The 24,581-nt window shown below is 73.0% G+C and carries 22 protein-coding genes, 1 tRNA gene and 1 pseudogene; 12 read left to right on the top strand and 12 right to left on the bottom strand.

The features are described 5' to 3' along the window. Positions 1–62 precede the first annotated feature (62 nt). From LQ51_RS07780 to LQ51_RS07775, 3 genes are all read right to left on the bottom strand, one after another. Positions 63–524 (bottom strand): RidA family protein, encoded by a 462-nt coding sequence (locus tag LQ51_RS07780; RefSeq protein ID WP_046564007.1) that lies wholly within the window; start codon positions 522–524, stop codon positions 63–65. A gap of 5 nt (positions 525–529) precedes the next feature. Further along, entirely contained in the window at positions 530–685 is a 156-nt protein-coding gene (locus LQ51_RS32660) for a DUF4177 domain-containing protein (RefSeq protein WP_013736319.1), read from the bottom strand. Between the two features lie 62 nt (positions 686–747). Further along, positions 748–1,194: a hypothetical protein gene (locus LQ51_RS07775; RefSeq protein ID WP_046564042.1), complete on the bottom strand. Its 447-nt coding sequence runs from the start codon at positions 1,192–1,194 to the stop codon at positions 748–750. 611 nt (positions 1,195–1,805) lie between these two features. Between LQ51_RS07775 and LQ51_RS07770 the strand changes: the two are divergent. From LQ51_RS07770 to LQ51_RS07760, 3 genes and pseudogenes are all read left to right on the top strand, one after another. Beyond that, positions 1,806–2,384: pseudogene (locus LQ51_RS07770) on the top strand (hypothetical protein); the annotation flags it as partial. A 26-nt stretch (positions 2,385–2,410) separates the two neighbouring features. Next, positions 2,411–3,385, top strand: coding sequence for an ArsA family ATPase (locus tag LQ51_RS07765; protein ID WP_046564006.1), 975 nt, complete (start codon positions 2,411–2,413; stop codon positions 3,383–3,385). Between the two features lie 54 nt (positions 3,386–3,439). Beyond that, a complete protein-coding gene (locus tag LQ51_RS07760; RefSeq protein WP_197087560.1) occupies positions 3,440–4,591 on the top strand; it encodes an ArsA family ATPase in 1,152 nt (383 codons plus the stop codon). Between the two features lie 22 nt (positions 4,592–4,613). On the opposite strand, the gene LQ51_RS07755 is transcribed toward LQ51_RS07760, so the two are convergent. Next, a complete protein-coding gene (locus tag LQ51_RS07755; protein WP_046564004.1) occupies positions 4,614–4,934 on the bottom strand; it encodes a WhiB family transcriptional regulator in 321 nt (106 codons plus the stop codon). A 401-nt stretch (positions 4,935–5,335) separates the two neighbouring features. Here LQ51_RS07755 and LQ51_RS07750 point away from each other — a divergent pair, with 401 nt between their 5' ends. Beyond that, positions 5,336–7,777: a penicillin-binding protein gene (locus tag LQ51_RS07750; RefSeq protein WP_046564040.1), complete on the top strand. Its 2,442-nt coding sequence runs from the start codon at positions 5,336–5,338 to the stop codon at positions 7,775–7,777. Between the two features lie 64 nt (positions 7,778–7,841). Here LQ51_RS07750 and LQ51_RS07745 read toward each other — a convergent pair whose 3' ends face one another. Continuing rightward, the gene (locus LQ51_RS07745) at positions 7,842–8,297 is read right to left on the bottom strand and encodes a GatB/YqeY domain-containing protein (protein ID WP_046564003.1); all 456 of its coding nucleotides are present in this window, start codon (positions 8,295–8,297) and stop codon (positions 7,842–7,844) included. A 25-nt stretch (positions 8,298–8,322) separates the two neighbouring features. Here LQ51_RS07745 and LQ51_RS07740 point away from each other — a divergent pair, with 25 nt between their 5' ends. Together LQ51_RS07740 and LQ51_RS07735 are read left to right on the top strand one after the other, a co-directional pair. Then, positions 8,323–9,216 (top strand): metallophosphoesterase, encoded by an 894-nt coding sequence (locus LQ51_RS07740; RefSeq protein ID WP_046564002.1) that lies wholly within the window; start codon positions 8,323–8,325, stop codon positions 9,214–9,216. Positions 9,217–9,290: 74 nt separating this feature from the next. Then, positions 9,291–9,367, top strand: a tRNA-Pro gene (locus tag LQ51_RS07735). Between the two features lie 198 nt (positions 9,368–9,565). Here LQ51_RS07735 and LQ51_RS07730 read toward each other — a convergent pair. Then, positions 9,566–10,270, bottom strand: coding sequence for a hypothetical protein (locus LQ51_RS07730; protein WP_046564001.1), 705 nt, complete (start codon positions 10,268–10,270; stop codon positions 9,566–9,568). Between the two features lie 106 nt (positions 10,271–10,376). On the opposite strand from LQ51_RS07730, the gene LQ51_RS07725 reads away from it, so the two are divergent. Next, positions 10,377–11,141: a hypothetical protein gene (locus tag LQ51_RS07725; RefSeq protein ID WP_156313001.1), complete on the top strand. Its 765-nt coding sequence runs from the start codon at positions 10,377–10,379 to the stop codon at positions 11,139–11,141. Between the two features lie 49 nt (positions 11,142–11,190). Here the strand turns inward: LQ51_RS07725 and LQ51_RS07720 are convergent, their stop codons facing one another. Further along, on the bottom strand, positions 11,191–11,664 hold the full coding sequence (locus LQ51_RS07720; protein WP_046563999.1) for a hypothetical protein: 474 nt from the start codon (positions 11,662–11,664) through the stop codon (positions 11,191–11,193). A 109-nt stretch (positions 11,665–11,773) separates the two neighbouring features. On the opposite strand from LQ51_RS07720, the gene LQ51_RS07715 reads away from it, so the two are divergent. Continuing rightward, entirely contained in the window at positions 11,774–13,063 is a 1,290-nt protein-coding gene (locus LQ51_RS07715) for an MFS transporter (protein WP_046563998.1), read from the top strand. An 82-nt stretch (positions 13,064–13,145) separates the two neighbouring features. Here the strand turns inward: LQ51_RS07715 and LQ51_RS07710 are convergent, their stop codons facing one another. Both LQ51_RS07710 and LQ51_RS07705 read right to left on the bottom strand, forming a co-directional pair. Next, complete coding sequence (locus LQ51_RS07710) at positions 13,146–14,885, bottom strand: bifunctional metallophosphatase/5'-nucleotidase (RefSeq protein ID WP_046563997.1); 1,740 nt, start codon at positions 14,883–14,885, stop codon at positions 13,146–13,148. Positions 14,886–15,492: 607 nt separating this feature from the next. Next, positions 15,493–16,266, bottom strand: a complete 774-nt coding sequence (locus LQ51_RS07705; protein WP_046563996.1) for a phosphodiesterase — start codon at positions 16,264–16,266, stop codon at positions 15,493–15,495. A gap of 172 nt (positions 16,267–16,438) precedes the next feature. Here LQ51_RS07705 and LQ51_RS07700 point away from each other — a divergent pair, with 172 nt between their 5' ends. Next, positions 16,439–17,890 (top strand): sensor domain-containing diguanylate cyclase, encoded by a 1,452-nt coding sequence (locus LQ51_RS07700; RefSeq protein WP_046563995.1) that lies wholly within the window; start codon positions 16,439–16,441, stop codon positions 17,888–17,890. A gap of 79 nt (positions 17,891–17,969) precedes the next feature. Here the strand turns inward: LQ51_RS07700 and LQ51_RS07695 are convergent, their stop codons facing one another. Next, complete coding sequence (locus LQ51_RS07695) at positions 17,970–19,028, bottom strand: aspartate-semialdehyde dehydrogenase (protein WP_046563994.1); 1,059 nt, start codon at positions 19,026–19,028, stop codon at positions 17,970–17,972. A 6-nt stretch (positions 19,029–19,034) separates the two neighbouring features. Further along, positions 19,035–20,300: an aspartate kinase gene (locus LQ51_RS07690; protein ID WP_046563993.1), complete on the bottom strand. Its 1,266-nt coding sequence runs from the start codon at positions 20,298–20,300 to the stop codon at positions 19,035–19,037. A gap of 248 nt (positions 20,301–20,548) precedes the next feature. Here LQ51_RS07690 and LQ51_RS07685 point away from each other — a divergent pair, with 248 nt between their 5' ends. Together LQ51_RS07685 and LQ51_RS07680 are read left to right on the top strand one after the other, a co-directional pair. After that, positions 20,549–21,331: a hypothetical protein gene (locus tag LQ51_RS07685; protein WP_231605536.1), complete on the top strand. Its 783-nt coding sequence runs from the start codon at positions 20,549–20,551 to the stop codon at positions 21,329–21,331. A gap of 84 nt (positions 21,332–21,415) precedes the next feature. Then, complete coding sequence (locus LQ51_RS07680) at positions 21,416–21,958, top strand: nitroreductase family protein (RefSeq protein ID WP_046563992.1); 543 nt, start codon at positions 21,416–21,418, stop codon at positions 21,956–21,958. 118 nt (positions 21,959–22,076) lie between these two features. On the opposite strand, the gene LQ51_RS34340 is transcribed toward LQ51_RS07680, so the two are convergent. Then, entirely contained in the window at positions 22,077–23,066 is a 990-nt protein-coding gene (locus LQ51_RS34340; RefSeq protein WP_156313000.1) for an ArsR/SmtB family transcription factor, read from the bottom strand. 73 nt (positions 23,067–23,139) lie between these two features. On the opposite strand from LQ51_RS34340, the gene LQ51_RS07670 reads away from it, so the two are divergent. Next, positions 23,140–24,411 (top strand): MFS transporter, encoded by a 1,272-nt coding sequence (locus LQ51_RS07670; protein WP_046563990.1) that lies wholly within the window; start codon positions 23,140–23,142, stop codon positions 24,409–24,411. Positions 24,412–24,581 lie beyond the last annotated feature (170 nt).

Raw genomic sequence — 24,581 nt, 5'->3', positions numbered from 1 at the left:
CGTTATATCCCGTTGCGGGCCGTCTGCCGGCACGACCTCGGCAAGATCGCGGGTGCGGAGAGTCAGGCGACCTCGACGATGACCTCGACCTCGACCGGGGCGTCCAGGGGCAGCTCGGCGACGCCCACGGCGCTACGGGCGTGCCGGCCGGCCTCGCCGAAGACCGCGCCGAACAGGTCGGAGGCGCCGTTGATCACGCCGGGCTGACCGGTGAAGCCGGGGGCGCTGGCCACGAAGCCGGTCAGCTTGACGATCTTGACGACGTTCTCCAGGCCGACCAGCGCGTCGATCGCGGCCAGCGCGTTCAGGGCGCACCGCTGGGCCAGGTCCTTCGCCTGGTCGGCGGAGACCCCGGCGCCCACCTTGCCGGTAGCGAGCAGCTTGCCCTCGGCCATCGGGAGCTGACCGGAGACGTAGACGTGCTGCCCCGACTGGACGGCCGGCACGTAGCTGGCCACCGGGGGGACCACCTCGGGCAGGGTCAGGCCCAGCTCGGCGAGCTTGGCGTGCGGTCCGTTGCTCATGCCCGTCACGCCTTCGGGCGCTTCAGGTAGGCGACGAGCTGCTCCGGGTTCGGGCCGGGCACCACGGAGACCAGTTCCCAACCGTCCTCGCCCCAGTTGTCGAGGATCTGCTTGGTCGCGTGGACCAGCAGCGGCACCGTGGCGTATTCCCACTTCTGCATCGGGTAACGGCTCCCTTGCCTGACATGGACTTCGGTCAGGCACAGCCTACGATCCGGCCGACCTACCGCGACGGGGGACGCTGCTCCGGCGCCGGCGGCTCGCCGCACGGGCCCTCGTGGTCGTAGCGCTGCGGGCACCGGGACCGGTCGGCCAGCAGCAGGTCGCAGAAGACGCGGTGCCGGTTGTTCTGGTCGTCGGCGGTGGAGACCGTGGTCTCGCCGGCGTCCAACTCGGTGAGGAAGCCCAGCGAGGTCGCCACGGTGCCGGCGAGCGCGGTGGCCGCGGCCAGGTCGGGCACCCGGACCGGCAGGTGGATGACGTAGCCCGGCTCCTCCTCGTCGCGGCCGCGCTCACCCGGACGGACCAGCGTGCGGACCACCTCGACCGGCGGCCGGTACGACCGCTCGTTGAACGGCAGGCCGGCGCCGGGGCTCTCGCCCTCACCGGGTCGCCCCGACCGTTCCCCCGACGGGAACTGGCCTCGGGGAATGTTCTCCGCGTCACGCATGCGCTGCCTCCGGGCGTCGTACCTGCTCACCGTCACCACCATCCGGTCCGGACCGACTGACCGGTCCGGCTCCGCCTCGCGACGAACGTAGGACCTGCGAAGAGTCCCGGCAACGGGACGCGCAGGCTTGGTCACGTTCAGTCACATATGCGACAGGCGTCCGTCCGGGATCTGACGAAGACTTCGCGTTCCGGTCGGACAGGTTGTCCGTCACCGCGTACGCGGGGCTGGCAAGCCGGCCATCGACCGCTACCCTTCCGGTCTGGACGGGCGACCCACGCCCGTGCGCCACGCTCGAATCACGCGTCGGTCGCCCGGGGCGGCGACGGCGCCGCACCCCGGGGGACGACATGACCCAACCGCCCGTCGGCGGCACCGCCGGCTCGCCGCACGAGCAGCCGCCCGCCGGTTCCGTGCCGCCCCCGCCGGCCCCGGGCGCCTTCCCGCCGGCCCAGGACCCGTTCGCGCAGCCCGCCGCCGCCTTCCCGCCGCCGGCCCAGGACCCGTTCGCGCAGCCGGCCGCCGGCGCCTTCCCGCCGCCGGCCCCGGGCGCCTTCCCGGCGCCGCAGCCGGGCAGCTTTCCGCCGCCTCCGGGACCCGGCGCCACGCCGCAGCCGTCGAGCCCGGCCCCGTTCCCGCCCGGGCCCGGCCAGCCGCCGTACCCCGGCGCGGCGGTGCAGCCGGCGAACCCCGACGCCTACCCGCCCGGGCCCGGTCAGCCGCCGTACCCCGGCGCGGCGGCCCCGAAGAAGCGGCGCGGGTTGCTGATCGTGTCGCTCGTGCTGGCCGCGGCGGTGCTGCTCTGCGGCGGTGGTGGCACGGCCGCGTTCCTCACCCTGCGCAACGCCGAGGACGGCCAGGGCGCCAAGGAGCCGACGGTCGCCGTGGACAACTTCCTCACCGCGGTCTACAAGGAGCGCGACGCCCGCAAGGCGGCCAGCTTCGTCTGCTCCGCCGCCCGGGACGACGACAAGATCGCCGCCAAGGTCGCCGAGGTGCGCACGTACGCCAAGGAGTACAAGAACCCGCGGTTCCGCTGGACCACCCCGAAGGTGGACAACCAGACCGGCGACCGGGCGACGGTGACCACCAAGGTCACCATGTCGACCGCCGACGAGAAGGTCGCCAACCAGGACCTGCGCTTCACGGTGGTGCGGAAGACGGGTTGGTGGGTCTGCGAGGTCGCCTGAGCCCGGCGGCTGGATAGGCTCGACGGGTGGCAGCGACTGAGCAGCCGGCCGAACCGGCCGGCACCTGGCCGGCCCGCCTGCACGTGGTGACGGGCAAGGGCGGCACGGGCAAGACCAGCGTGGCCGCGGCACTGGCCCTCGGGCTGGCCGCCGGCGGCCGGCGCACCCTGCTGGTCGAGGTGGAGGGGCGGCAGGGCATCGCCCAGCTCTTCGGCACCGACCCGCTGCCGTACGAGGAACGGCACCTCACCGCCGCCCCGGGGGGCGGCGAGGTGCGGGCGCTCGCGGTGGACGCCGAGGAGGCGCTGCTCGAATACCTGGACATGTTCTACAAGCTCGGCGCGGCCGGCCGGGCGCTGCGCAAGTTCGGCGCCATCGACTTCGCCACCACGATCGCCCCCGGGCTGCGGGACGTGCTGCTCACCGGCAAGGTCAAGGAGGCCACCACCCGCAGCAACGGCCAGCGCCGGACGTACGACGCGGTGGTGCTCGACGCTCCGCCGACCGGGCGGATCGGCCGCTTCCTCAACGTCACCGCCGAGACCGCCCGGCTGGCCAAGGTGGGCCCGATCAAGAACCAGAGCGAGGGCGTCTCCGCGCTGCTCCGCTCGCCGATGACCGCGGTGCACGTGGTGACGCTGCTGGAGGAGATGCCGGTCCAGGAGACCGTCGACGCGATCGCGGAGCTGACCCAGTTGGGTTTCCCGGTCGGCCGGGTGATCGTCAACGGGGCCCGCCCGCCGGTGCCGGCGGGCCGCGAGGTGACCGCCGCGGAGCTGAAGCGGGGGCTGGCCGCGGCCGGGCTGCCGACCGACGGCCGGACCGTCACCGGCCTCACCCGGGAGGCCCGTGACCAGCAGGTTCGTCGGGAGCTGGAGGACTCGCTCCGGGCCGAGCTGGCGGAGCTGGGGCGGCCCCTCGTCGAGCTGCCGCTGCTGCCCGGCGGGGTGGACCGGGCCGGGCTGGAGACGCTGGCCGCGGCGCTCGTCCGGGCGGATTGACTCACACCTGCGGCCGGCACGGCGCAGAGACCCCCTCAGGACCGATACGCTCGATTGGTGCCTTCCGAAGACGCGGCGCCAACGCTGGACGTCGACCAGATCCTCGCCGACCCCGGCGTGCGGATCGTGGTCTGCTGCGGAGCCGGCGGTGTGGGCAAGACGACCACGGCGGCCGCGCTGGCGCTCCGGGCGGCCGAACGGCACGGCCGGCGCACCGTGGTGCTCACCATCGACCCGGCCCGCCGGCTGGCGCAGTCGCTGGGCCTGACCGAGCTGGACAACACGCCCCGTCAGGTCAAGGGCATCGACGTGGAGGCCAGCGGCGGCGAGTTGCACGCCATGATGCTCGACATGAAGCGCACCTTCGACGACGTGGTGCTGCAGCACACCGACCCGGCGAAGGCGGCGGAGATCTTCGCCAACCCCTTCTACCAGGCCATGAGCTCGACCTTCGCCGGCACCCAGGAGTACATGGCGATGGAGAAGCTGGGCCAGCTGCACGCCCGCGGCGAGTGGGACCTGATCGTGGTGGACACCCCGCCGTCCCGTTCCGCGCTGGACTTCCTCGACGCGCCGGCCCGGCTCTCCCGCTTCCTCGACGGCCGGATGCTGCGCCTGCTGCTCGCCCCGGCCCGCACCGGCGGGCGGAGCATGTTCAGCTTCGTGACCGCCGGTTTCGGGATGTTCTCCAAGGTCGTGCAGAAGGTGATCGGCGCGCAGCTGCTCACCGACCTGTCCGGCTTCGTCGCCGCGCTGGACTCGATGTTCGGCGGCTTCCGACAGCGGGCCGAGCAGACGTACCGGATCCTGCAGGCCCGGGAGACGGCGTTCCTGCTGGTCGCGGCGCCGGAGCCGGACGCGGTCCGGGAGGCCGCGTACTTCGCCGGGCGGCTGCGCGAGGAGCGGATGCCGCTGGCCGGCCTGGTGCTCAACCGGGTGCACCGGCCGGCGGTGCCGGGGCTGAGCGGCGCCGACAGCCTGGCCGCCGCCGAGCGGCTGGCCCAGGTGGGTGGGCACGAGGGCACCGTCGAGGTGTTGCGCGCGCACGCGGCGCTGGCCCAGCAGGCGGTACGCGAGCAGGGGGTCGCGGCCCGGTTCACCGAGGCGTTCCCGACGGTGCCGGCGGTGTCGGTGACGGCGCAGCCCGCCGACGTGCACGACGTCGACGGGCTGCGGACGATCGGCGCGGCGATCGGCGGGCGCTGACGCGCGCCGACCGGGGCGTCGGTCAGTTGGCGGTGGTCACCAGGACCTTGTCCTTGCCGGCCTTCTCCTTGGCGTTCTTCTTCATGGCGGCCTCGAACATCTTCCGCCAGCTGGTCACCTGTGGGTGCCGGCGCAGCAACGCCCGGCGCTCGCGTTCGGTCATGCCACCCCACACACCGAACTCGATCCGGTTGTCGAGCGCGTCGGCCAGGCACTCGTATCGAACTGGGCAGCTTCGGCAGATCCGCTTCGCCACGTTCTGTTCGGCACCCTGTACGAACAACGCGTCCGGGTCCCCGTTCTGACATGCCGCCAGTGACGGCCAGTCAGTGATCATGCCCATCTGTACACGTCCCCCCTTGCATTACCTACCGACTCCGCGCGACCAGCCGTCGAATCAACCCCCCGGTCGTCCGGCCGACCTCCCCAGGACGGCACGGACGACATGTGGCTCCGTCGCCGCCACCATCATGCTGTGTAGTCGCCCGATTACGCAACGTTGTCGGCGAAATCCATCATTACGGACACTCCCGGCTTCCCGGGCTTTCGCCCGCCGTCTACCCGGCTCGTGTTCGTGAAAACGCTGCGCTGCTCCTCCGTTCGGAGGAGACTTCTCGCGGGTTCACGCAACCTCGCACCAGGGTTCGTGCGTTTAGCACAACGAGGCCGGCGCACGCAGGAAATGGGGAAAGTTCCCCCCGCGCCCCTCGTTCCCTGCTCGCGTACCCTGTCGAGGTGACCTGGATGCGGAAACGTGACCACAACGTACTGACCAACGCCGCATCGCTACTCATCTGTGGCCTGTTGGCCGGCGTGGTGGTCGCGGCGGCGGCCTTCCCCGCGGTGGCGATGTCCGGACTGGCCGCCAAGGCCGGCGCGGAGACCTTCGGCGCGCTACCCAAGGAGCTGACGGTGGCCCGCGCCCCGCAGATCAGCTACCTGCTGGCCGCCGACCGCAAGACCCCGCTCGCCACCATGTACGACGAGAACCGGCGCGACGTGAAGCTCAAGGACATCGCGCCGATCATGCAGAAGGCCATCATCGCGGCCGAGGACCACGACTTCTACAAGCACAACGGCGTGGACCTCAACGGCGTCGCCCGGGCGTTCGTCAACAACCAGTCCGGGACCAACTCGCGGCAGGGCGCCTCGACGCTCACCATGCAGTACGTCCGGCTCGCCATCTCCTACTCGGCCACCCACCCGGCCGACGTGGTGGCCGCGACCGAGGACACCAGCGCCCGCAAGCTGCGCGAGATGCGCTACGCGCTCCAGATCGACAAGGAGCTCTCCAAGGACGAGATCCTGGAGCGCTACCTGAACATCGCCGCCTTCGGCAACGGCGCGTACGGCATCTACGCCGCCAGCCAGGTCTACTTCAACAAGCCGCCGAGCAAGCTCGACATCCAGGAGTCGGCGATGCTCGCCGGCCTGGTGAAGGCACCCACCTCGTTCGACCCCACCACCCCGGCCGGTTACCCGGACGCGGTGGGCCGACGCGACTACGTCATCCAGAACATGGTGCAGATCGGCGCGATCACCCAGGAACAGGCCGACCAGGCCAAGCAGATCAAGCTGAAGGTCGCCAAGAAGCGCACCCCGAACGGCTGCGTCGCCACCAACACGCAGAGCTGGGGCTTCTTCTGCGACTACTTCTACCGCTGGTGGAAGCAGCAGGAGACGTTCGGCTCGACCTCGTACGACCGCGAGCGGCGGCTCAAGAGCGGCGGCTACACCATCACCACCACCCTGGACGTCCAGGCGCAGCGGGCCGCCGACCGGGCCGTCCGCGACCACCTGAGCGTCAACGCCACCGCGGCCCGGATGGTCGCGGTGGTCGAGCCGGGCAGCGGCCGGGTCCGGGCCCTGGCGGTGAACCGCAACTTCAAGCTCGACAACCCGGACAACCCGCAGAACAAGCTCTCCAGCGATCCGAAGAAGGCCAAGAAGGGCATCCGCGGCAGCCGGCCCAACACGGTGAACCCGCTGATCTCCGGCGGCGGTGGCATCACCGGCTACCAGGCCGGCTCGACCTTCAAGATCTTCACGCTGGTGGCGGCGCTGGAGAAGGGCTACCCGCTCAGCTACACCATCAACGCGCAGCCGCAGTTCAAGTCCGAGTACATCATCGACTCCGGGAACCCGGCCGCCTGCAAGGGGACGCACTTCTACTGCCCGGAGAACGCCAACCCGGCGATGGCCGGCGTGCACAACATGTGGAGCGCGTTCGGCTTCTCGGTCAACACCTACTTCGTGGCCCTCCAGCAGCGGGTGGGCGCCGAGAACGTGGTGAAGGCGGCCCAGAAGCTGGGCATCACCTTCCGGGCGCCCAACGACGCCAAGTTCGCCGCGAACAAGGACGCCGCGCACCAGTGGGGCGCGTTCACCCTCGGCGTCTCGCAGACCACCCCGCTGGAACTCGCCAACGCGTACGCCACGCTGGCGGCGGACGGCACGTACTGCGAGCCCATCCCGGTCCAGGAGATCCGCGGGCCGGACGGCGAGAAGCTGGACATCGCCAACCCGCACTGCGAGAAGCGGATCAGCACCGAGGTGGCCCGGGCGGCCGTGGACGCGGCCCGCTGCCCGGTGGGTGACAACTCCTCGACCAGCAAGTGCAAGTCCCGCACGGCGGGCAACGTGCGCGGGATCGTCGACGCGCCGGTGGCCGGCAAGTCCGGCACCACCGACGGGGACAAGACCTCGGCGCTGGTCGCCATGACCAAGCAGTACGCGGTGGCCGGCATCGAGGCCGACCCGGACTGGCCGCAGACCAACCAGCGGATGAAGCACAACGAGGTGCCCTGGGGCATCAACCCGGCGGTGTACGAGACGCTCCGCGACGCCATGAAGGGCAAGGAGCGGATCCAGTTCACCCCGCCCAGCGGCAAGATCATTCAGGGTGACCAACGTTCGATCCCCGGGGTGAAGTGCGAGTCGATCGAGACCGCCAAGTCCCGGCTGCGCGGCGCCGGCTTCGAGCCGGTGGTCTCCAACAGCAAGACGCCGTCCGAGTGCCCGGCGGGCACCGCGGCCGGCACCAGCCCGGACGGGCGCACCATCAAGGGCGGCGTGGTGACCATCGAGGTCAGCGCCGGCGGCGGTGGCAAGCCCGACGGTGGCAACACGACCGGACCGGGAGCGCCACCGCCACCCAACGGCCCCGGCCGACCGCCGCGCCGCTGACCGAGAACGTGAAGCGGGCGGGCACCCGATCCGGGTGCCCGCCCGCTTCGTCGTTCCGGCCCGGTCAGAGGTCGAGCTGCCGGCGTACCTCGGCGGCGACCCGGCCGCCCTCCGCCCGGCCGGCCACCGCGGCCTGGGCCGCCTTCATGGCCGGGCCCAGCTGCGCCTTGCCGGTGAAACCGCCCGCGGCGAGCGCCCCGGCGACCAGCTCGGTCAGCTCCGCCTCGGAGAGCTGCTTCGGCAGGTAACGCTCCAGCACCTCGCCCTCGGCGGTCTCCTTGCCGGCCTGCTCGCGGCGACCCGCGTCGGCGAAGGCGGCCGCCGCCTCACGCCGCTTCTTCGCCTCCTTGGTCAGCACCGCGAGCACCTCGTCATCGCTGAGCTCGCGCTTTTCCTTGCCGGCCACCTCGGCGTTGCCGACGGCCGCGAGGGCCATCCGCAGCGTGGACGTGGTCAGCTCGTCGCGCGCCTTCAGCGCGGCGCGCATGTCGGTGGTGAGACGGTCCTTCAGCGTGCTCATGGACGGTCAAACTACCCTGAACGCCATGCGAAAGCGCACACTATTCCGGCTCGCCGCCGGAACCGTCGCCGCCGGAGCGGCCACCCTGGCGTACGCGTCGCTCATCGAGCGCAACATGTTCACCCTGCGCCGGTACGACGTACCGGTGCTCCCCACCGACGCCGAGCCGCTGCGCGTGCTGCACCTGTCGGACCTGCACATGATGCCCGACCAGCGGCGCAAGCAGGACTGGGTTGCCTCGCTGGCGGCGCTCGACCCGGACCTGGTCGTGGTCACCGGGGACAACATGGCCCACCCGGACGCCGTGCCCGGCGTGCTGCGGGCCCTGCAACCCCTGCTCGACCTGCCCGGGGCGTTCGTCTTCGGCTCCAACGACTACACCGGCCCGGTCTGGAAGAACCCGTTCACCTACTTCCTGCCGGACCGGGAGTACGCCGAGGGCACCCCACTACCGTACGAGGAACTGCGCGACGTCTTCGTCGGCGCGGGTTGGGTCGACCTGAACAACGCCCGTACCACCGTCAAGGCGGGCGGCCGGGAGATCGAGCTGGTCGGCGTGGACGACCCGCACGTCGAGCGGGACGACTACGACGCGGTGGCCGGCCCGGTCAGCTCCGGCCCGGCGCTCGCGGTCGGCCTGGCCCACTCGCCGGAGCCCGCCGTGCTGGACCGGATGGCCGCGGACGGCTTCGGGCTGCTGCTCGCCGGCCACACCCACGGCGGTCAGGTCTGCGTGCCCGGCTACGGCGCCCTGGTCACCAACTGCGGGCTGCCCCGCTCGATGGCCCGCGGGCTGCACCGCTGGCCCGGGTCGGACGCCTGGCTGCACGTCTCCGCCGGCCTGGGCACCCATCCCACGGCCCCGGTGCGCTTCGCCTGCCCGCCGGAGGCGAGCGTGCTCACCCTGATCCCACGCTGACCGGCCGCCCGGCGGGGCGGGGGGTACCGAGTTTGACCACCGGAGCGGGTGGGCTACTATTTGTCGGCACGCCTCGGGGTGTGGCGCAGCTTGGTAGCGCGCTTCGTTCGGGACGAAGAGGTCGTCGGTTCGAATCCGGCCACCCCGACCAGAGGTAAGAGGGCACATCCGATCGATGGATGTGCCCTCTAGTGCATCCTGGGTGACCAACAGAGTGACCGTGCCTCAGCAGCCGGCGCGAAGATGCGATCAACGCGCTGGAGCAGCGCGTCAACTCGGCTTTCTCTAGAACACCCTTGCCTCTCCGGTCTGCGGTCCGGGGCTGAGTTCCGCCGCGCCAGCGCGGTCGTCAAGCGTCGCCACCGGCTCCGAGCAGTGAGCTGACCTGAGCCAACATGTCCTGCGACATGGCCCCGGGTTTGCGGAACGCATACCTGGTCTCGCTGATCCGCCCACCCGGGGTCCGGGTCCAGCGCTGCGGGCCCCAGCAGCCCTGCTTCCCAAGAAGTACGCGGGCCAGCATCCCGGTCTCCCCAGTGGCCCCGCAGGCGGTCAACATCGCAGCGAGGACGCCCTCCGCGTCCGGCGGAAGGTCCGCGTCGCTCATGATCGGCAACAGCAGCAGAACGGTGTGGGGGTCAAGCCGTAAGCTCGATCCGGCCGCGGCCGCCGTCTGCGCGACGGCGAGCAACTCCGGCCAGCACAACCCTGGCCCCCTGAAGCAACCTTCGACAGTTGCCAGGGGAACCGTCGCCGTCCATGCGGGATGGTGCAGCAGGTAGTCGTACCCGTGTTCGCCGGGAAGGTTGCGGTAGACGACATGGAGCAGGTGGCCTGCCGAGAGCGGGACTGACAGCACCGGCCACCGGCGCTCGTCGCTGACCCGTTCGAAGAACCGCAACAGGTCGGCCGCGCTGACCCCGAATCCCGCGCACAGGGGCTCTTCGACGCCGTTGGTGCATTGCAACAGGTGGGTCGCCCAGAACAGTGGCTCGGCTACCAGGTACGCCCCATCGACCAGGGGGTCGTCCTCATAGCCGGGGATCTTCTGCATCGGGCGAGCTTGGCACACAGCTCTGACGCCAGCCTGACCCCCGGCACGACGCCAGCACCAGCGGGGCCTCGATGCGCTCCGGCCGGCGACAGCACGCACTGGTAGCGTGGCGCGTCTCACGCGAGAGGTGGTCGGGCCGGTGCTCCGGATGGTGCTGGGCAGGTCGGTTGCGGTGCTGGCGGTCTGCCTGACGAGCGCGTGCGGCCCACCGACCGCCCGGCCGGCGACCGAGCCGGCGCCGGTGACCGAGCCGGCGCCGGTGACCGGCTCGGTCGCCCCGACGAAGCCGGCGGTCCCGGCGAGCGGCGGAGCAGGCTACTCCGCGGCGCTGTCCGCCCGGTTGGTGACGGCGGAAGCGCTGCCGCCCGGAGCCAGCGTGCAGATCGCGACGGTCATGGCGGCGGATGCGGGCGAGCGGCGGCCAGCCGCCGACGCGCCCTGTGCGGACCTGATCCCGCTGCTGTCGGCGTCCCGGCTGACCGGAACCCCGACGGCGATGGCTGCGGCGACCCTCGCCTTCGAGGTCGGGCCCGACGACCTCTGGGTGGGAACCGAGATCCTCCGGACCTACGCCGACGACGGCGCCGTACGCGCGCTGGCCGACCTGCGGGCCCTCGTCGCCCGCTGCCGCAGCGTCGTGGCGTCGTCCGGCGACCGGTACCGCTTCGCGGTGGCGCCCGGGCCCCGGCTGGGCGCGGAGAGCATCCACCTCAGCTGCGCCAGCGGCGAGCTCGAATGCGACAGCGTGCTGGTCCGGGTCGGCACCACCCTGCTGGTCATCCTGGAGCAGGGCAACGCGCCCGGCGGCCACCGGCACCTCGCCCCGTTCGCCGAGGCGGCGCTCCGCCGCTACCAGGCGACCGGGTCCTGACTGCCCGGCGAGCGGCGAACCGTACCCCCGAGCGGTTCCGGGCACCGGCTCAGTCGTGCAGCTCGGTCCGGGCCACCTCGGCGAAGGCGGCCTCCAGGTAGCCGGCCAGGGGCCGGCCGGCGGCGGCCAGCAGGTCGGCGACGAGCAACGGCGCGTGCCGGGCGATCGCGGCCGGGTCGGGAGGCGCGTCGTCGTCGCCCGGGTCGTACACGCCGAGCGCGCCGGCCAGCAGGACCAGCAGCACGTGCGGGTCGACGTCCGGCCGCCAGGTCGCGGCCGCACGCACGCAGCGCTCCAACACCTGGCGTACGTCGTCGCCGGTCAAACCGTCCGGGTTGGTCTCCTCCAGCAGTAACCGGACCACCCCGCCCAGCACGAGGCCGGCCCGGTCTGCGGCGGTGAGCCGGAGCACCGCCGACTCGTACGCCTCGACGTCCCGGTCCCGCGCGGCGGCCACCGCCCCGGTGGCCGCCGCCGCGATCTCCCGGGCGGGTGCGGGCAGGTGTCGCCAGGTCGTGGTCACCGGCCCAGCATGGCAGACGGCGTGTGCTTGCTCACGTGGCGGCCGCGCCACGCGCGTCCGGCGGGTAAACGGTTCGCGGGCCGTCGTACCCGCCCCGGAGAATCCAGCCATGCTGCGCCGCGCCCTGCCCGCCCGTCCCGAAGCCCGCCGGATCCTGATCGGCACCCTGCTGTCGGCCGTCGGGCGCGGCCTGACCCTGCCGTTCCTGTTCATCTACCTGACCGACGTCCGTGGCCTGACGGACACCCGGGCCGGCCTGGTGATCGGCTGGTTCGGTGCGGTGACCCTCGCGCTGTCCCCGCTGGGCGGCACGCTGATCGACCGGTTCGGCGCCCGCCGGGTGGTGCTGCCCTGCCTGGCGGTGGAGGCGATCGGCACCGGCTCGCTCGCGCTGGTCGACTCGACCGCGACGGCGTTCGGCGTGATGACGCTGATCGCGGTGGGCAGTTCGGCGATCTGGTCCGGGCAGAACACCATCCTGGCCTCGCTCACCGGCGACGGGGAGCGGCAGCGGGTGTTCGGGTTGAACTTCGCCCTGCTCAACCTGGGCATCGGGGTCGGCGGGTTGATCTCGGGTGCGGTGGTCGACGTCGCCCGCCCGGTCACCTTCCAGGCGATCTACCTGCTGGACGCGCTGAGCTACCTGATGCCGGCCCTGATCCTGCTGACCCTGCCGCACGTCGGGCACCGGCTGGCCCAGGAGCGGTCGACGACGGCCACCCGGGCCGCCGGCGGCTACCTCACCGTGCTGCGGGACCGGCCGTTCCGCCGCCTGGTGATCTTCGGCCTGGTGCTGACCACCTGCGGGTACGCGCAGATCGAGGTCGGCTTCGCGGCGTACTCGGTGCGGGTGGTGGAGGTGTCGCCGCGGGTGGTGGCGTGGGCCCTGGCCGGCAACACCGTGATGATCGTGTTCGCCCAGCTGCTGGTGATCCGCCGGCTGGAGGCGCGCAGCCGGACGGGCGCGCTCGCCGCGGTGGGTGCGGTCTTCGCCACCGCCTGGCTGGTCCTCGGCGCGGCCGGCCTGATCGGCCCGGGCAACGCGCTGCTGGCCGCGCTCGGCGTGGTGGCCTGCTCAGCGATCTTCGGCTTCGGCGAGACGATGCTCTCGCCGGTGATGCCGGCGCTGACCAACGCGCTCGCCACCGACGAGCTGCGCGGCCGGTACAACGCGATGAGCTCGATGATCTTCGGGATCAGCGGGGTGATCGGCCCGGTCACCGCCGGCCCGCTGCTCGGCGCGGCGCACGGGCGGCTCTGGGTCGCGGTGGTGGTGGGCGGTTGCCTGGTCGCCTCGGTGCTGGCGCTGTCGCTGCGCCGGCTGCTCACGCCGGGCCAGGACGGCCGTCCCGGCCCGGCGGCGGACCGGACCGCGGAGCTGGCTCCCGCCGCCGGCTGACGGCGCGCGGCTGGGGAACGCCCCGATCGCGAACGGGCCCCGGAGCTGGCTGCTCCGGGGCCCGTCCTTCGTGCGGTTGCCGTCAGGCGGCGGGAACCTCGGCGGTGGTCTGGATCCGGTCCAGCGCCGGCGCCGAGATCGGGGACTTCTCGGTCAGGTACGCGCTGAAGGCATCCAGGTCGATCATGCCGGTGACCGCGTTGGTGCCACCGGTGAGGACGCTGAAGCCGTCACCCCCACCGGAGAGGAAGTTGTTCACGGTGACCCGGTAGGTCGCCGTGTCGGTGACCGGGGTGCCGTTGATGGTGAGGCTGCCCCGGACCACCCGGGTGCCGCTGCACGGCGTGGCGACCGGTGCGGTGGTGCCGTTGACGTCGACCACGTAGTGCACGGTCGAGGAGGCGTACAGCACCTTGGCGGTGGTGAACTGTTGCTCCAGCAGGCAGTAGAGCTGCGCGCCGGTCAGGTCCAGGGTCACCAGGTTGTTGGCGAACGGCTGGACGGTGAACGCCTCGGCGTAGGTGACCGGGCCGGCGTCCAGGTCGGCGCGGACGCCGCCGGGGTTCATGAACGCGGCGACCGCGTTCTGCTCGTTGTCGGTCGCGGCGAGTTGCGCGTCGGCGATCACGTTGCCCAGCGGCGACTCACCGGTCTGGTAGACCGGTTCGCCCTTGTCGTCGACCCCGGTCTGGAACAGCTTCTCCTGCGTCTTGGTGAGCACGCCGGTGGTCTCGCCGACCACCGTGTCGGCCACCGGGCCGAGGGCGGTCTTGTAGTGCTCGATCAGCTTGGTGGTGGCCGGGTCCTTCGGGACGTCCCGGGTGACCACGACGTTGTTCGCCGACGCGCTGACGATGTCCCGGGTCCGCCGGTCGATCTTCAGGTCGATGTCGGTGACCAGCCGGCCGAAGGAGCTGGCGCTGGTGACCAGCTTGCCGTTGATGTTGCAGTTGTACGCCTGGTGGGTGTGCCCGCTGACGATCACGTCGATCGCCGGGTCCATCCGGTTGGCGATGTCGACGATCGGGCCGCTGAACCCGGTGCAGTCGTTGATCCCGCCGCCGTTCTGGGCGCCACCCTCGTGCAGCAGCACGACGATCGACTCGACCCCCTGGGCGCGCAGCTCCCGGGCGTACTTGTTGGCGGTGTCCGCCTCGTCGGCGAAGCTCAGCCCGGCGACGCCCTGCTGGCTGACGATCTGCGGGGTGCCCTCCAGGGTCATCCCGATGAAGCCGATCTTGATGCCGTCGATCTTCTTGATCCCGTACGGCGGCAGCAGCGGCTTGCCGGTGGCGGTCTTGAACGCGTTCGCCGACAGGTACTGGAAGTTGGCGCCCTTGAACGGGGTGCCGTCGCCGCAGCCGTCGACCGGGTGGCAGCCGCCGTTCTGCATGCGCAGCAGCTCGGCGGCGCCCTCGTCGAACTCGTGGTTGCCCACGCTGGTGAACTCGAGCCCGGCGAGGTTCATCTCCTCGATGGTGGGCTCGTCGTGGAAAGCCGCGGAGAGCAGCGGGGAGGCGCCGATCAGGTCACCGGCGGCGACCGTGACGGTGTGCGCCCGCTCCTTCTTCGTGGTGCCGCGCAGCATGTCGAGCTGGGTGGCCAGATATTCCGCGCCACCGGCGGTCTTGCCGTCGATGGTGCCGCTCGAGCCGCTCGGCGGCTCGAGGTTGCCGTGGAAGTCGTTGATGGCGAGCAGTTTGACGTCCACCGGCTTCGGACCGGCCTCGGCCTGGTCGGGGTGGACGGCGACCGCGGTGAACGCGGTCGCGGCGAGTGCGGCCAGGCCGACGGCGGCCCGACGCATCCCGGGGACGGACATGGAACTCCTCATGAGGTTCGGCGCGTGGTTGTCCGGACGATGGTTCGCCCGGTGACCCTGATCCGTGCCGTGACAGGGGTCGGCGCGCAAGGCGGCAATCGGGGGAACGCCGCCCCGCCGGGGGCAAGCTTCTCATCCACCGGGCGTCCGGTCGACCGGGGCGGCCACCGAGAATGGTGGATCCGGGGGGCGACCTGTGCCGGTCTGCCGGACGAGTCCGACATGACGGTCAGGTGAATTCCTTCACGACCGCCCACTGTCACCCCGGCACCTCGGCTGAGCACGTCCCGGATCGACGCGACGCCGGCTCCAGGGACCGGGGAGCCGGCGTCGCGGTTCGCGGGGGTCAGCGCCAGGTACGCGCACCCCCGCCACCCCAGGTCCCCCATTCACCGGCAAACTCCTACCGGCGGCAACCTCTTCGGCGTCAACAAATACGTCCGTGCGGACGGCCGGCGGCACCCGAAAGTTGATCGTCCTCGCCGATCCGGTTGACCCTTCACCTGGTCCGATGTGGAGCGACGACCCCGGCGCGCCGGCCCTCGCGGCGCCCGGGGTGTTCCGCCACCGCGCCGGGCTCCGCCGTCGCGATCAGCCGGAACCGGGTTCAGAACCAGCAGGTCCGGGCGGCCGCATGGCTCACCGCGACGGTGTGCGTGACGCAGCCGTCCACGGCCACCCGGTGCAGCAGGAAGGCGGTCGGCTCGGCCACCATCCCGAGTTCCGGGTCGTCGGTCAGGCTCACCTGCATCCAGGTGCTCGGCGCCGTGGTCAGCACCGTACCGGCGAAGTTGCTGGTCACCGGGCGGTGCAGGTGGCCGGCGGCCACGCGTACCACATGGGGGTGCCGGCGGAGCACGGCCGCGAGGTCATCGGCGTCGATGAGCCGGATGGGGTCCATGGCCGGCATGCCCACCGCGACCGGCGGATGGTGCAGGCACACGACGGCGGGCACCTCGGGCCGGCCGGCGAGCACCCCGTCGAGCCAGCCGAGCTGCTCCTCGCCGAGCCGCCCGGCGGCGTCGCCGGGCGCCAGCGAATCCAGCACCAGGAGCGTCGCGTCCGGATGGTCCAGGTGGTAGTACGCCGAGAAACCGCCCCCCAGGTACGGCGTGCCGCCGAACGTGTCCAGCAGGGACTCCCGGTCGTCGTGGTTGCCCGTCGCCAGGTGCACCGGCAGCGGGAAGCGTCCGATGATCTCGCGCAGCGCCACGTACTCGTCGGGCCGGCCGTGCTCCACCAGGTCACCGGTGATCACCACGCAGTCGGGCCGGGGGCGCAGCGCCAGCACCCGGCCCAGGGCCCGGTGCAACCCGGCGGCCTGCTCGGCGGCGAGCGGGCCGGTGGTCACGTGCGGGTCGCTGAGCTGGGCGATGAGCATCGACGCCTCCTCGGGCCGGGAGCCTCACGCTATCGCCGACCACCCCCGCGCGCGGTCCGCCCCCGCCCACAGGCCGCGTCCACAGCCTGTGGATAGCACATGTGTACGAAGGTCGCCGAGCCCGTCGCTGAGTACTCTTGATCGCGCAACCACCCCTCTCACCAGGAACGACGTGGATCACGAGCGAGTCGCCCGAGACGTCACGGTCCGCCTGTCCACGGCGTCGACCGCCCTCGAGGCATGCCAGACGGCGGTCACCGAGCTCGCCCGGCACACCCCGGCGACCATCTCGGTGCTGCTCGCGGCGCACGACCGGCTCCGCTGCGTCGCGGCCACCGGCGCCTGGCAGGTCTTCGCCACGGTCCCGCACCACGAAGCCGGCGCGGCGCACCCCGAGCGCCGCCGCTCGATCGTCGGCCGGGTCTACGCCTCCGGCGAGCCGGCCACCGTCGCCGACGTCACCGCCGACCCCGACTACCTCCCGGTACGCCCCGACGTCACCACCGAGCTCTGCGTGCCGGTGCTGGACCCGGCGGGGCGGCCGATCGGCGTGCTCGACCTGCAGTGGAGCAAGCCGGTCGAGCTGGCGCGCTGGCAGGAGACCGCGGCACAACTGGCCGGCGGGCTGGGCGCCCGGATCGTGGCGCTCGGCGGCCCGCCGGCGGAGAGCCGTAGCGAGAAGTTGCTCCGGCACGCCGCCGCGATGACCGCCGCCCCCACCGACTGGGACCTGATGGCCGCCGCGCTCACCGCGGCCCGGGACGTCTCGGGGCTCGCCGCGGCCGTGCTACTGCTGGCCGGCCGGCGGGGGCCGCGGCTCGGCGACCCCACCGGCACGCCCGGCGAGCTGGAGGCGCGGCTCCGCGCCGAGCTGGCCGAGGCCGGTCCGGCCGCGTTCGGCCGGCTGATCGCCCGGGCGCACCGGCACGGCGCGGCGTACACGCTGGGCGAGGCGGGACACCCGCCGACCGAGGACTACCAGCCGTTGGCCCGCGCCGGCGCGCGCACCCTGGTGGCGGTGCCGGTCGGCCCGGCGGACGGCGGCGGGGTGCTGCTGGTCGCCGATGAGCGCCTGCTGCGCCCCGACCCGACCACGGTCAACCTGATGGAGCTGCTGGCCGGGCAGGCGTGGACCTGCCTCGACCGGCTGCGTACCCTCGACCGGCTGCGCGAACAGGCCAGCTCCGACCCCCTCACCGGGCTGCGCCACACCGGGCCGTTCGGGCAGCGGATCGCCACGGCCACGCCGGGGCGTACCGCCCTGCTGGCGATCGACGTGGACGGCTTCAAGAAGGTCAACGACACGTACGGGCACCAGGCCGGGGACCGGCTGCTGGTGGGGCTGGCCCGGGCGCTGGAGGGCGCACTGCGGCAGGGCGACGAGCTGTACCGGACCGGCGGGGACGAGTTCGTCGCGGTGATCGAGGTGAACCGCCCGGAGGAGGCGGTCCGGATCGCCGAGCGGCTCGCCGAGGCGGCCCGGCGCACCGGCCGCACCATCAGCGTCGGCGTGGCCCTTCCCCGCCCCGGCGAGTCGCCCCAGCGCACCCTGCACCGCGCCGACCAGGCCCTCTACGCCGCCAAGCGGCACGGTCGCGACGCCGTCCACCTCGCCGCCGCCTGATCCGTCCCCGGCCGCCCCGCCCCGCGTGACCGCCCTGCCGGGCCCGCCCGCGTCGATCAAGGGCGCCGGCGGGGGCCGGTCAGGGGTGGGCGAGGTCGGTGGCGAGGAGTTCGGCGATCTGGGCGGTGTTCAGGGCGGCGCCCTTGCGGAGGTTGTCGCCGGTGACGAAGAGGTCGAGGGCGCGGGGGTCGTCCACCGCGCGGCGGATGCGGCCGACCCAGGAGGGATCGGTACCGACCGCGTCGATCGGCATCGGGAACTCGCCCGCCGCCGGGTCGTCGACCAGGATCACCCCGGGGGCGTTACGCAGCGCCTCGCGGGCGCCCTCGGCGTCCACCTCGGTGGCGAAGACCGCGTGTACGGCGACCGAGTGGCCGGTCACCACCGGCACCCGTACGCAGGTGGCGGAGACCTTGAGGTCGGGCAGGCCGAGGATCTTGCGCGATTCGTTGCGCATCTTCAGCTCCTCGGACGACCAGCCGCCGTCGCCGAGCGAGCCGGCCCAGGGCACCACGTTGAGTGCCAGCGGGGCCGGGAACGGGCCCAGCTCGTCGCCGACCGCCTGCCGGACGTCACCCGGGCGGGAGCCGAGCACCCGGTCCCCGGCGATCTTCCCGAGCTGGGCGTACAGCGCGTCGGCGCCGGCCTGGCCCGCCCCGGACGCCGCCTGGTACGAGGCGAGCACCAGCTCGCGGAGGCCGTACTCGCGGTGCAGCGGGGCGATCGCCACGATCATCGCGAGGGTGGTGCAGTTGGCGTTGGCGATGATGCCCTTGGGCCGGTTGCGTACCTGCTCGGGGTTGATTTCCGGAACGACCAGCGGGACGTCCCGGTCCATCCGGAAGGCGCCGGAGTTGTCGACCACCACGGCGCCCCGGGCGACCGCCTCCGGCGCCCACCGCAGGGAGACCTCGTCCGGCACGTCGAACATGGCCACGTCGACGCCGTCGAAGGCCTCGGCGGTGAGCTCCTGGACGATCAGCTCCTCGCCGCGGCACTGCACCCGGCGGCCCGCCGAGCGCGCCGAGGCGAGCAGCCGGATCTCGCCCCAGACGTTGCGGCGGGAGGAGAGCAGCTGGCACATGACCGTGCCGACGGCGCCGGTCGCCCCGACCACGGCGAGGGTGGGCAGCGACATCTCCCGCTACCGCCCGGTCCCCGCGTAGACCACGGCTTCGGTGTCACCGCCCAGGTCGAAGGCGTCGTGGATGGCTCGCACCGCCTTGTCGAGGTCGGTGTCCCGGCAGACCACGGAGACCCGGATCTCGGAGGTGGAGATCATCTCGATGTTCACCCCGGCCGCGCCGAGGGCGGCGAAGAAGCCGGCCGCGACGCCCGGGTGCGAGCGCATCCCGGCGCCGATCAGCGAGACCTTGCCGACGTGGTCGTCGTAGAGCAGGCCCTTGAACTTGACCGACTCCTGGATCTTGCTGAGCGCGGCCATGGCGGTCGGGCCGTCGGTCTTCGGCAGCGTGAACGAGATGTCGGTGCGCCCGGTGCCCTCGGTGGACACGTTCTGCACGATCATGTCGATGTTGATCTCGGCACCGGCGACGGTGTCGAAGATCCGGGCCGCAGCGCCGGGCTCGTCGGGCACCCCGACGATGGTGATCTTCGCTTCGCTGCGGTCGTGGGCGACCCCGGTGATCAGTGCCTGTTCCACAGGAAGGTCCTCCATCGATCCGGTGACCATCGTGCCGGTGTTGGTCGAGTATGACGAACGGACGTGGATCGGCAAGCCCGCGCGCCGGGCGTACTCGACGCTGCGCAGGTGCAGCACCTTGGCGCCGCAGGCGGCCAACTCCAGCATCTCCTCGTAGGTGATCTGCTTGATGTGCCGGGCGTTCGGCACGATCCGGGGATCGGCGGAGAAGACGCCGTCCACGTCGGTGTAGATCTCGCAGACGTCCGCGTCGAGCGCGGCCGCGAGCGCCACGGCGGTGGTGTCCGACCCGCCCCGGCCCAGCGTCGTGACGTCCTTGGTGTCCTGCGAGACGCCCTGGAAGCCGGCCACGATGACCACCGCGCCCTCGTCCAGCGCGCCCTTGAGGCGGCCCGGGGTGACGTCGATGATCCGCGCCCGGCCGTGCACCGAGGTGGTGAGCACGCCGGCCTGCGAGCCGGTGAACGAGCGGGCCTCGTACCCCAGGTTGTGGATGGCCATGGCGAGCAGCGCCATGGAGATCCGCTCCCCCGCGGTGAGCAGCATGTCCAGCTCGCGACCGGGCGGCAGCGGGCTCACCTGGTTGGCCAGGTCGAGCAGCTCGTCGGTGGTGTCGCCCATCGCGGAGACCACCACGACCACGTCGTCGCCGGCCTTCCGGGCGGCCACGATGCGCTCGGCCACCCGCTTGATCCGCTCGGCGTTGGCGACGGAGGATCCGCCGTACTTCTGCACCACGAGTGCCACGACGGTGCACTCCCTCCCAGCGACGACCCTGAGCGTGCCGACGCCGCCGGTCCGAGGTCCGGCGGCGCGTGTCAGACCTCCTCAGCGTATCGGGCGGCGTCGGCCGCCGGGTCGGGTGATCCCACCATCCGGCCCGGCATGGGCGGCTCACCAGCGGCGCGCCCGCCCGTCGAGGTCCGCGCGACACGCCGGGAAGCCAGCCGTACGGCGGGCTCCCCGCACCCGGTCGGGCACCGCAGAATGTCCCGGTGCACGCACACCTCCGCGCGGCCCGACGACTGGCCGGCGTCCTGGCGATCGCCCTGCCCGCACTGCTGGCCGCCTGCACCGCCGACCCGCCCCGGCCGGCGCCGGCCAGCACCGCCGACCCGGCGCCGGCGGAGGCGGACGCGGCCCGGGACGAGTTGGCCGCGCTGGCCGCCGCCGCCCAGGATCGGCACCTGACCGCCACGTACCTGCTCGTCACGGGCGACGGGCCGGACCGGACCATCACGGTGACCAGCGCGAACGACGGCAGCTGGCGGGTCGACGTGCCCGGTTGGGGCTGGGGCGGCACGGTCGACGTCTCCCTCGCGGCGAACGGCGACGGGCTGTTCCAGTGCGCGCTGCCGTCGCCGGGGCGGCCGGCGTCGGGGAGCTGCGTACGCCTCGGCGACCCCGACGACGCGCTGCCCCGGAAGCTGGACCCCCGGGTGCAGCATCCGTTCACCGACTGGCTGGAGGTGCTCACCGACCGGCGGGCGCCGCTGGCCGTCTCCCCGGCGACCGCGCCCACCAGCGCCACCGGCGACTGCTACGCGGTCGACACCACCTCGGCGTCGCTGAACGCCCCGCTGGACGTCGGGATCTACTGCTACCGGCCGGACGGCACCCCGACCGCGGTCCGGGCCGCCTTCGGGACGCTCCGGCTGGCCGGCGAGCCGGGGCCGGCGCCGGCCACCGTGCCGCTGGCCGGACCGGTCGTCGAGGGCGACCCGGTCGGGCGGGAGGCGCCGGAGCCGACCGACAGCGCGAGCACGGGAACGCCTTGAGGCACTTGTCCGTTACGGGTGCTCTTGGCCACATCTGACCGACCCGTCAGACAGGGCAAAACGTGCATCTGGGATGCTTCCCTCATGACCGACCTCACCCCGCTGCTCGCCTTCCGCTGGAGCCCTCGCGCGTTCGACCCGCACGCCGAGCTCGCCGGCGACGAGGCGACCTCGCTGCTCGAGGCGGCCCGCTGGGCGCCGTCGGCGGCCAACGCGCAGCCCTGGCGGTTCGCCCTCGGGCACCGCCAGGACGAGACCTGGAAACGGATCCTGGTCAGCCTCCCCGACCCCGAGCAGCGCTGGGCCCGGCACGCCGCGGCCCTGCTGGTCGGCGCGCACACCGGCGCGGCCGGGCCGGGCGCGGCGGAGCGGGCCGCGTACGACCTGGGTCAGGCGATCGCCCACCTCACCGTCCAGGCCACCGCGCTCGGCCTGCACGTCCGCCAGCTCACCCGCTTCGACCGGGCCGGCCTCGCCGCCGAACTGGACCTCGCGGCCGAGGTCCGGCCGCTGGTGGTGGCCGCCGTCGGCCGGCTCGGCGACCCGTACGCCCTGCCGCCCGACCTGCTCGCCCGGGAAACCGCCCTGCGGCACCGCCACCCGCTGGCCGCCCTCCTGCTCCGCTGACCGCCCCGCCCCGTCCTTCGTCCGGAGGCGGCACCCACCGCGACCGGAGGGCGGCACGCACGGCCGTGCGGGCACCCCGGCCGCCGCACCTCGCACCGGGCCGGGGAATCGACCCCCCTCAGTCGCCCCGGGCGGCGCGGAGCAGGACCATCGCGGCCTCGGTGTTGCGGTAGAAGACGTGCCGGCCGCGCCGGCTGCGAGCCACCAGCCCGGCGGCGTGCAGCGCCGCCAGGTGCTGCGAGACGCCCCCGCCGGACAGGCCGGTACGCCGGGCCAGATCGGTGGTGGTGGCCGGCGAGTCGAGCAGGTGCAGCAGCGCGGCCCGCCCCGAACCCATCACCCGGGCCAGCGGGTCCCCGGGCGGCGCGGGACAGGTCTCCCACAACGTGCCGACCGCCCGGACCGGGTACGTCCCGGCGGGCATCGACTCCTCGAGCAGGTTCCAGAGCACCCGCCGGTCCGTGAAGATCCCCGGGTTGAGCGCCAGGCCACGCCCGCCCAGGTCGAAGTCCCGCTCGAACGGGTCGTCGCTGACCACCCGGTCGCCGAGCCAGTGCAGGCTCGGATGCAGTTCGTCCAGCACCCGGCCGGCGCCACCCTCGGCGAGCTGGGCCGCGCGGTGCGCGACATCCGCCTCCAGCAGCGCCCGCATCCGCGCCCAGTCCGGCGCGATCGCCTCGTCGTGCCAGACCCGCACCGCGTCGACGAGCGGCGGCAGCAGCTCGCGCGGCGCGACCAGCAGAGCCTGCCCGAACCGGGACAGCGGCCCGCTCGGGGTGGTGGACACCAGGTCCCGCACCACCACGTCGGGCGGGGTGGCCGCGATCTGGTCGAGCTGCTCCTCGACGGTCACGTCGGCCCGGGCGGCCGCCGGGGTGAGGAAGTCGGGCAGCCAACGGCCGGGCCGCGCCAGCTCCCGCAACGGCCGGATCCGGTCGACCACGTCGGGGCGGCGGGCGGTCACCCGGGCCCGGTCGAACCAGGCCAGGTGCACGGCGTGCCGGACCGGGTTGTCGAGCGCCCAGAGGCTGGAGACGGTCTCCCACACCGGCGAGAGGCTGAACCGTACGCCCGCCACATCGGCCGGCTCGAACCGCAACTCGGACACCCGCACCCCCGTGAATTCGGCTCAGCCTAAATCGCTCGACCGGACGGTGGGGGGTCCGCTTGGCTCAGCCGTCATGGGGGCCGCAGACACCATCCGTACCGCCGTCCGGGACGTCGTACCGCCGGCCGGGCTGACCCGCGCCCTGGCCGTGCAGGCCATGGTCTACGCCGTGGGAAGCGGCCTGTTCCAGGCCGGCAGCGCCGTCTTCTTCACCCGGGCGCTCGGGCTCAGCGCCGCCCAGGTGGGGCTGGGCCTGTCCGTCGCGGCGGGGGTGTCGCTGCTGGGCGCGGTGCCGCTGGGCGGGCTGACCGACCGGTACGGCCCGCAGCGGGTCTGGGTGCTCGGGCTGCTGCTGGAGGCGGCGCTCTTCGGGGCGTATCCCCTCGTGGGCGGCTTCCTCGGATTCCTCGCCGTGGTGGTCGCGCTCGCCCTGGTCCACGCGGCCGCCGGCACCGCCCGCCAGGTCTACTCGATCAACGCGCTGCCGCCGGCCGAGCGGGTCACCGCGATGGCGTACCAACGTTCCCTGCTGAACGTCGGATTCGGGCTGGGCGCGGTGATCAGCGGGCTGGTGCTCGCGGTGGACACCATGGCGGCGTACCGGGCGATGGCCTGGTTCATCGCGGCGGTGTTCCTGGTGACCTCGATCTTCGTGCAACGGCTGCCGCGGCTGCCCGAGGTGACCCGGGCGGTGGAGCCGATGAGCCGGTTCGCGGTGCTGCGGGACCGGCCGTTCATGACGGTGTCCCTGCTCTCCGGGCTGCTCACCGCCCACCAGACGCTGTACCTGACGGTCATGCCGCTCTGGATCCTCACCCACACCGACGCCCCGAAGACGCTGATCGCCGGGCTGGTGCTGTTCAACACGGTGTTGATCGTGCTGCTCCAGGTACGCGCCAGCCGGGGCGCCGACACCGCGCCGGGCGCGGCCCGGGCGTCCCGCCGGGGTGCCCTGCTGATCGCCCTGTTCTGCCTGGTGCTGCCGGTCTCCGGGGCGACCCGGGGCGCGCTCACCGTGGTGGTGCTGGTGGCCGCCGCGACGCTGCTCATCCTGGCGGAACTGATCGAGTCGGCGGGCGCCTGGGGGCTCACCGCCACGCTGCCGCCGGCCGCCCAGCGCGGCGCGTACGTGGGGGCGTTCCAGCTCGGCTCGCAGCTGCAGTACCTGATCGCCCCGGCCGGGCTCACCGCGCTCGGCGTGACCACCGGCGGCTGGGGCTGGTACCCGGCGGCGGCGATCTTCGCCCTGGTCGGCCTGGTGATCGTGCCGGCGGTGGCGTGGGCCGGGCGGATGCCGCGGCTGGGCGAGCCGGTGGCGGAGCGGGCGGTGACTCCGGTCCCATAGTCCGGACCCGCCTTCCCACCGCCGGTCTCACCACGTAGGGTGACCTAGTCATGTGGCGGGCGTTCCTTCTCCTTGGCTGCCGCGACGAGGCCTAACCGGCCGGCACCTCGTCGCGGAGTTGAACCGCGCCGTCCAGCACATCCGATCTTCTTCTCGGCTCCGCCGCGCAC

Source organism: Micromonospora sp. HK10 (assembly GCF_000982955.1).
Lineage (GTDB): Bacteria > Actinomycetota > Actinomycetes > Mycobacteriales > Micromonosporaceae > Micromonospora.
The sequence above is the reverse complement of the archived record's forward strand: the minus strand, read 5'-3'. Positions and strand labels throughout refer to the sequence as shown.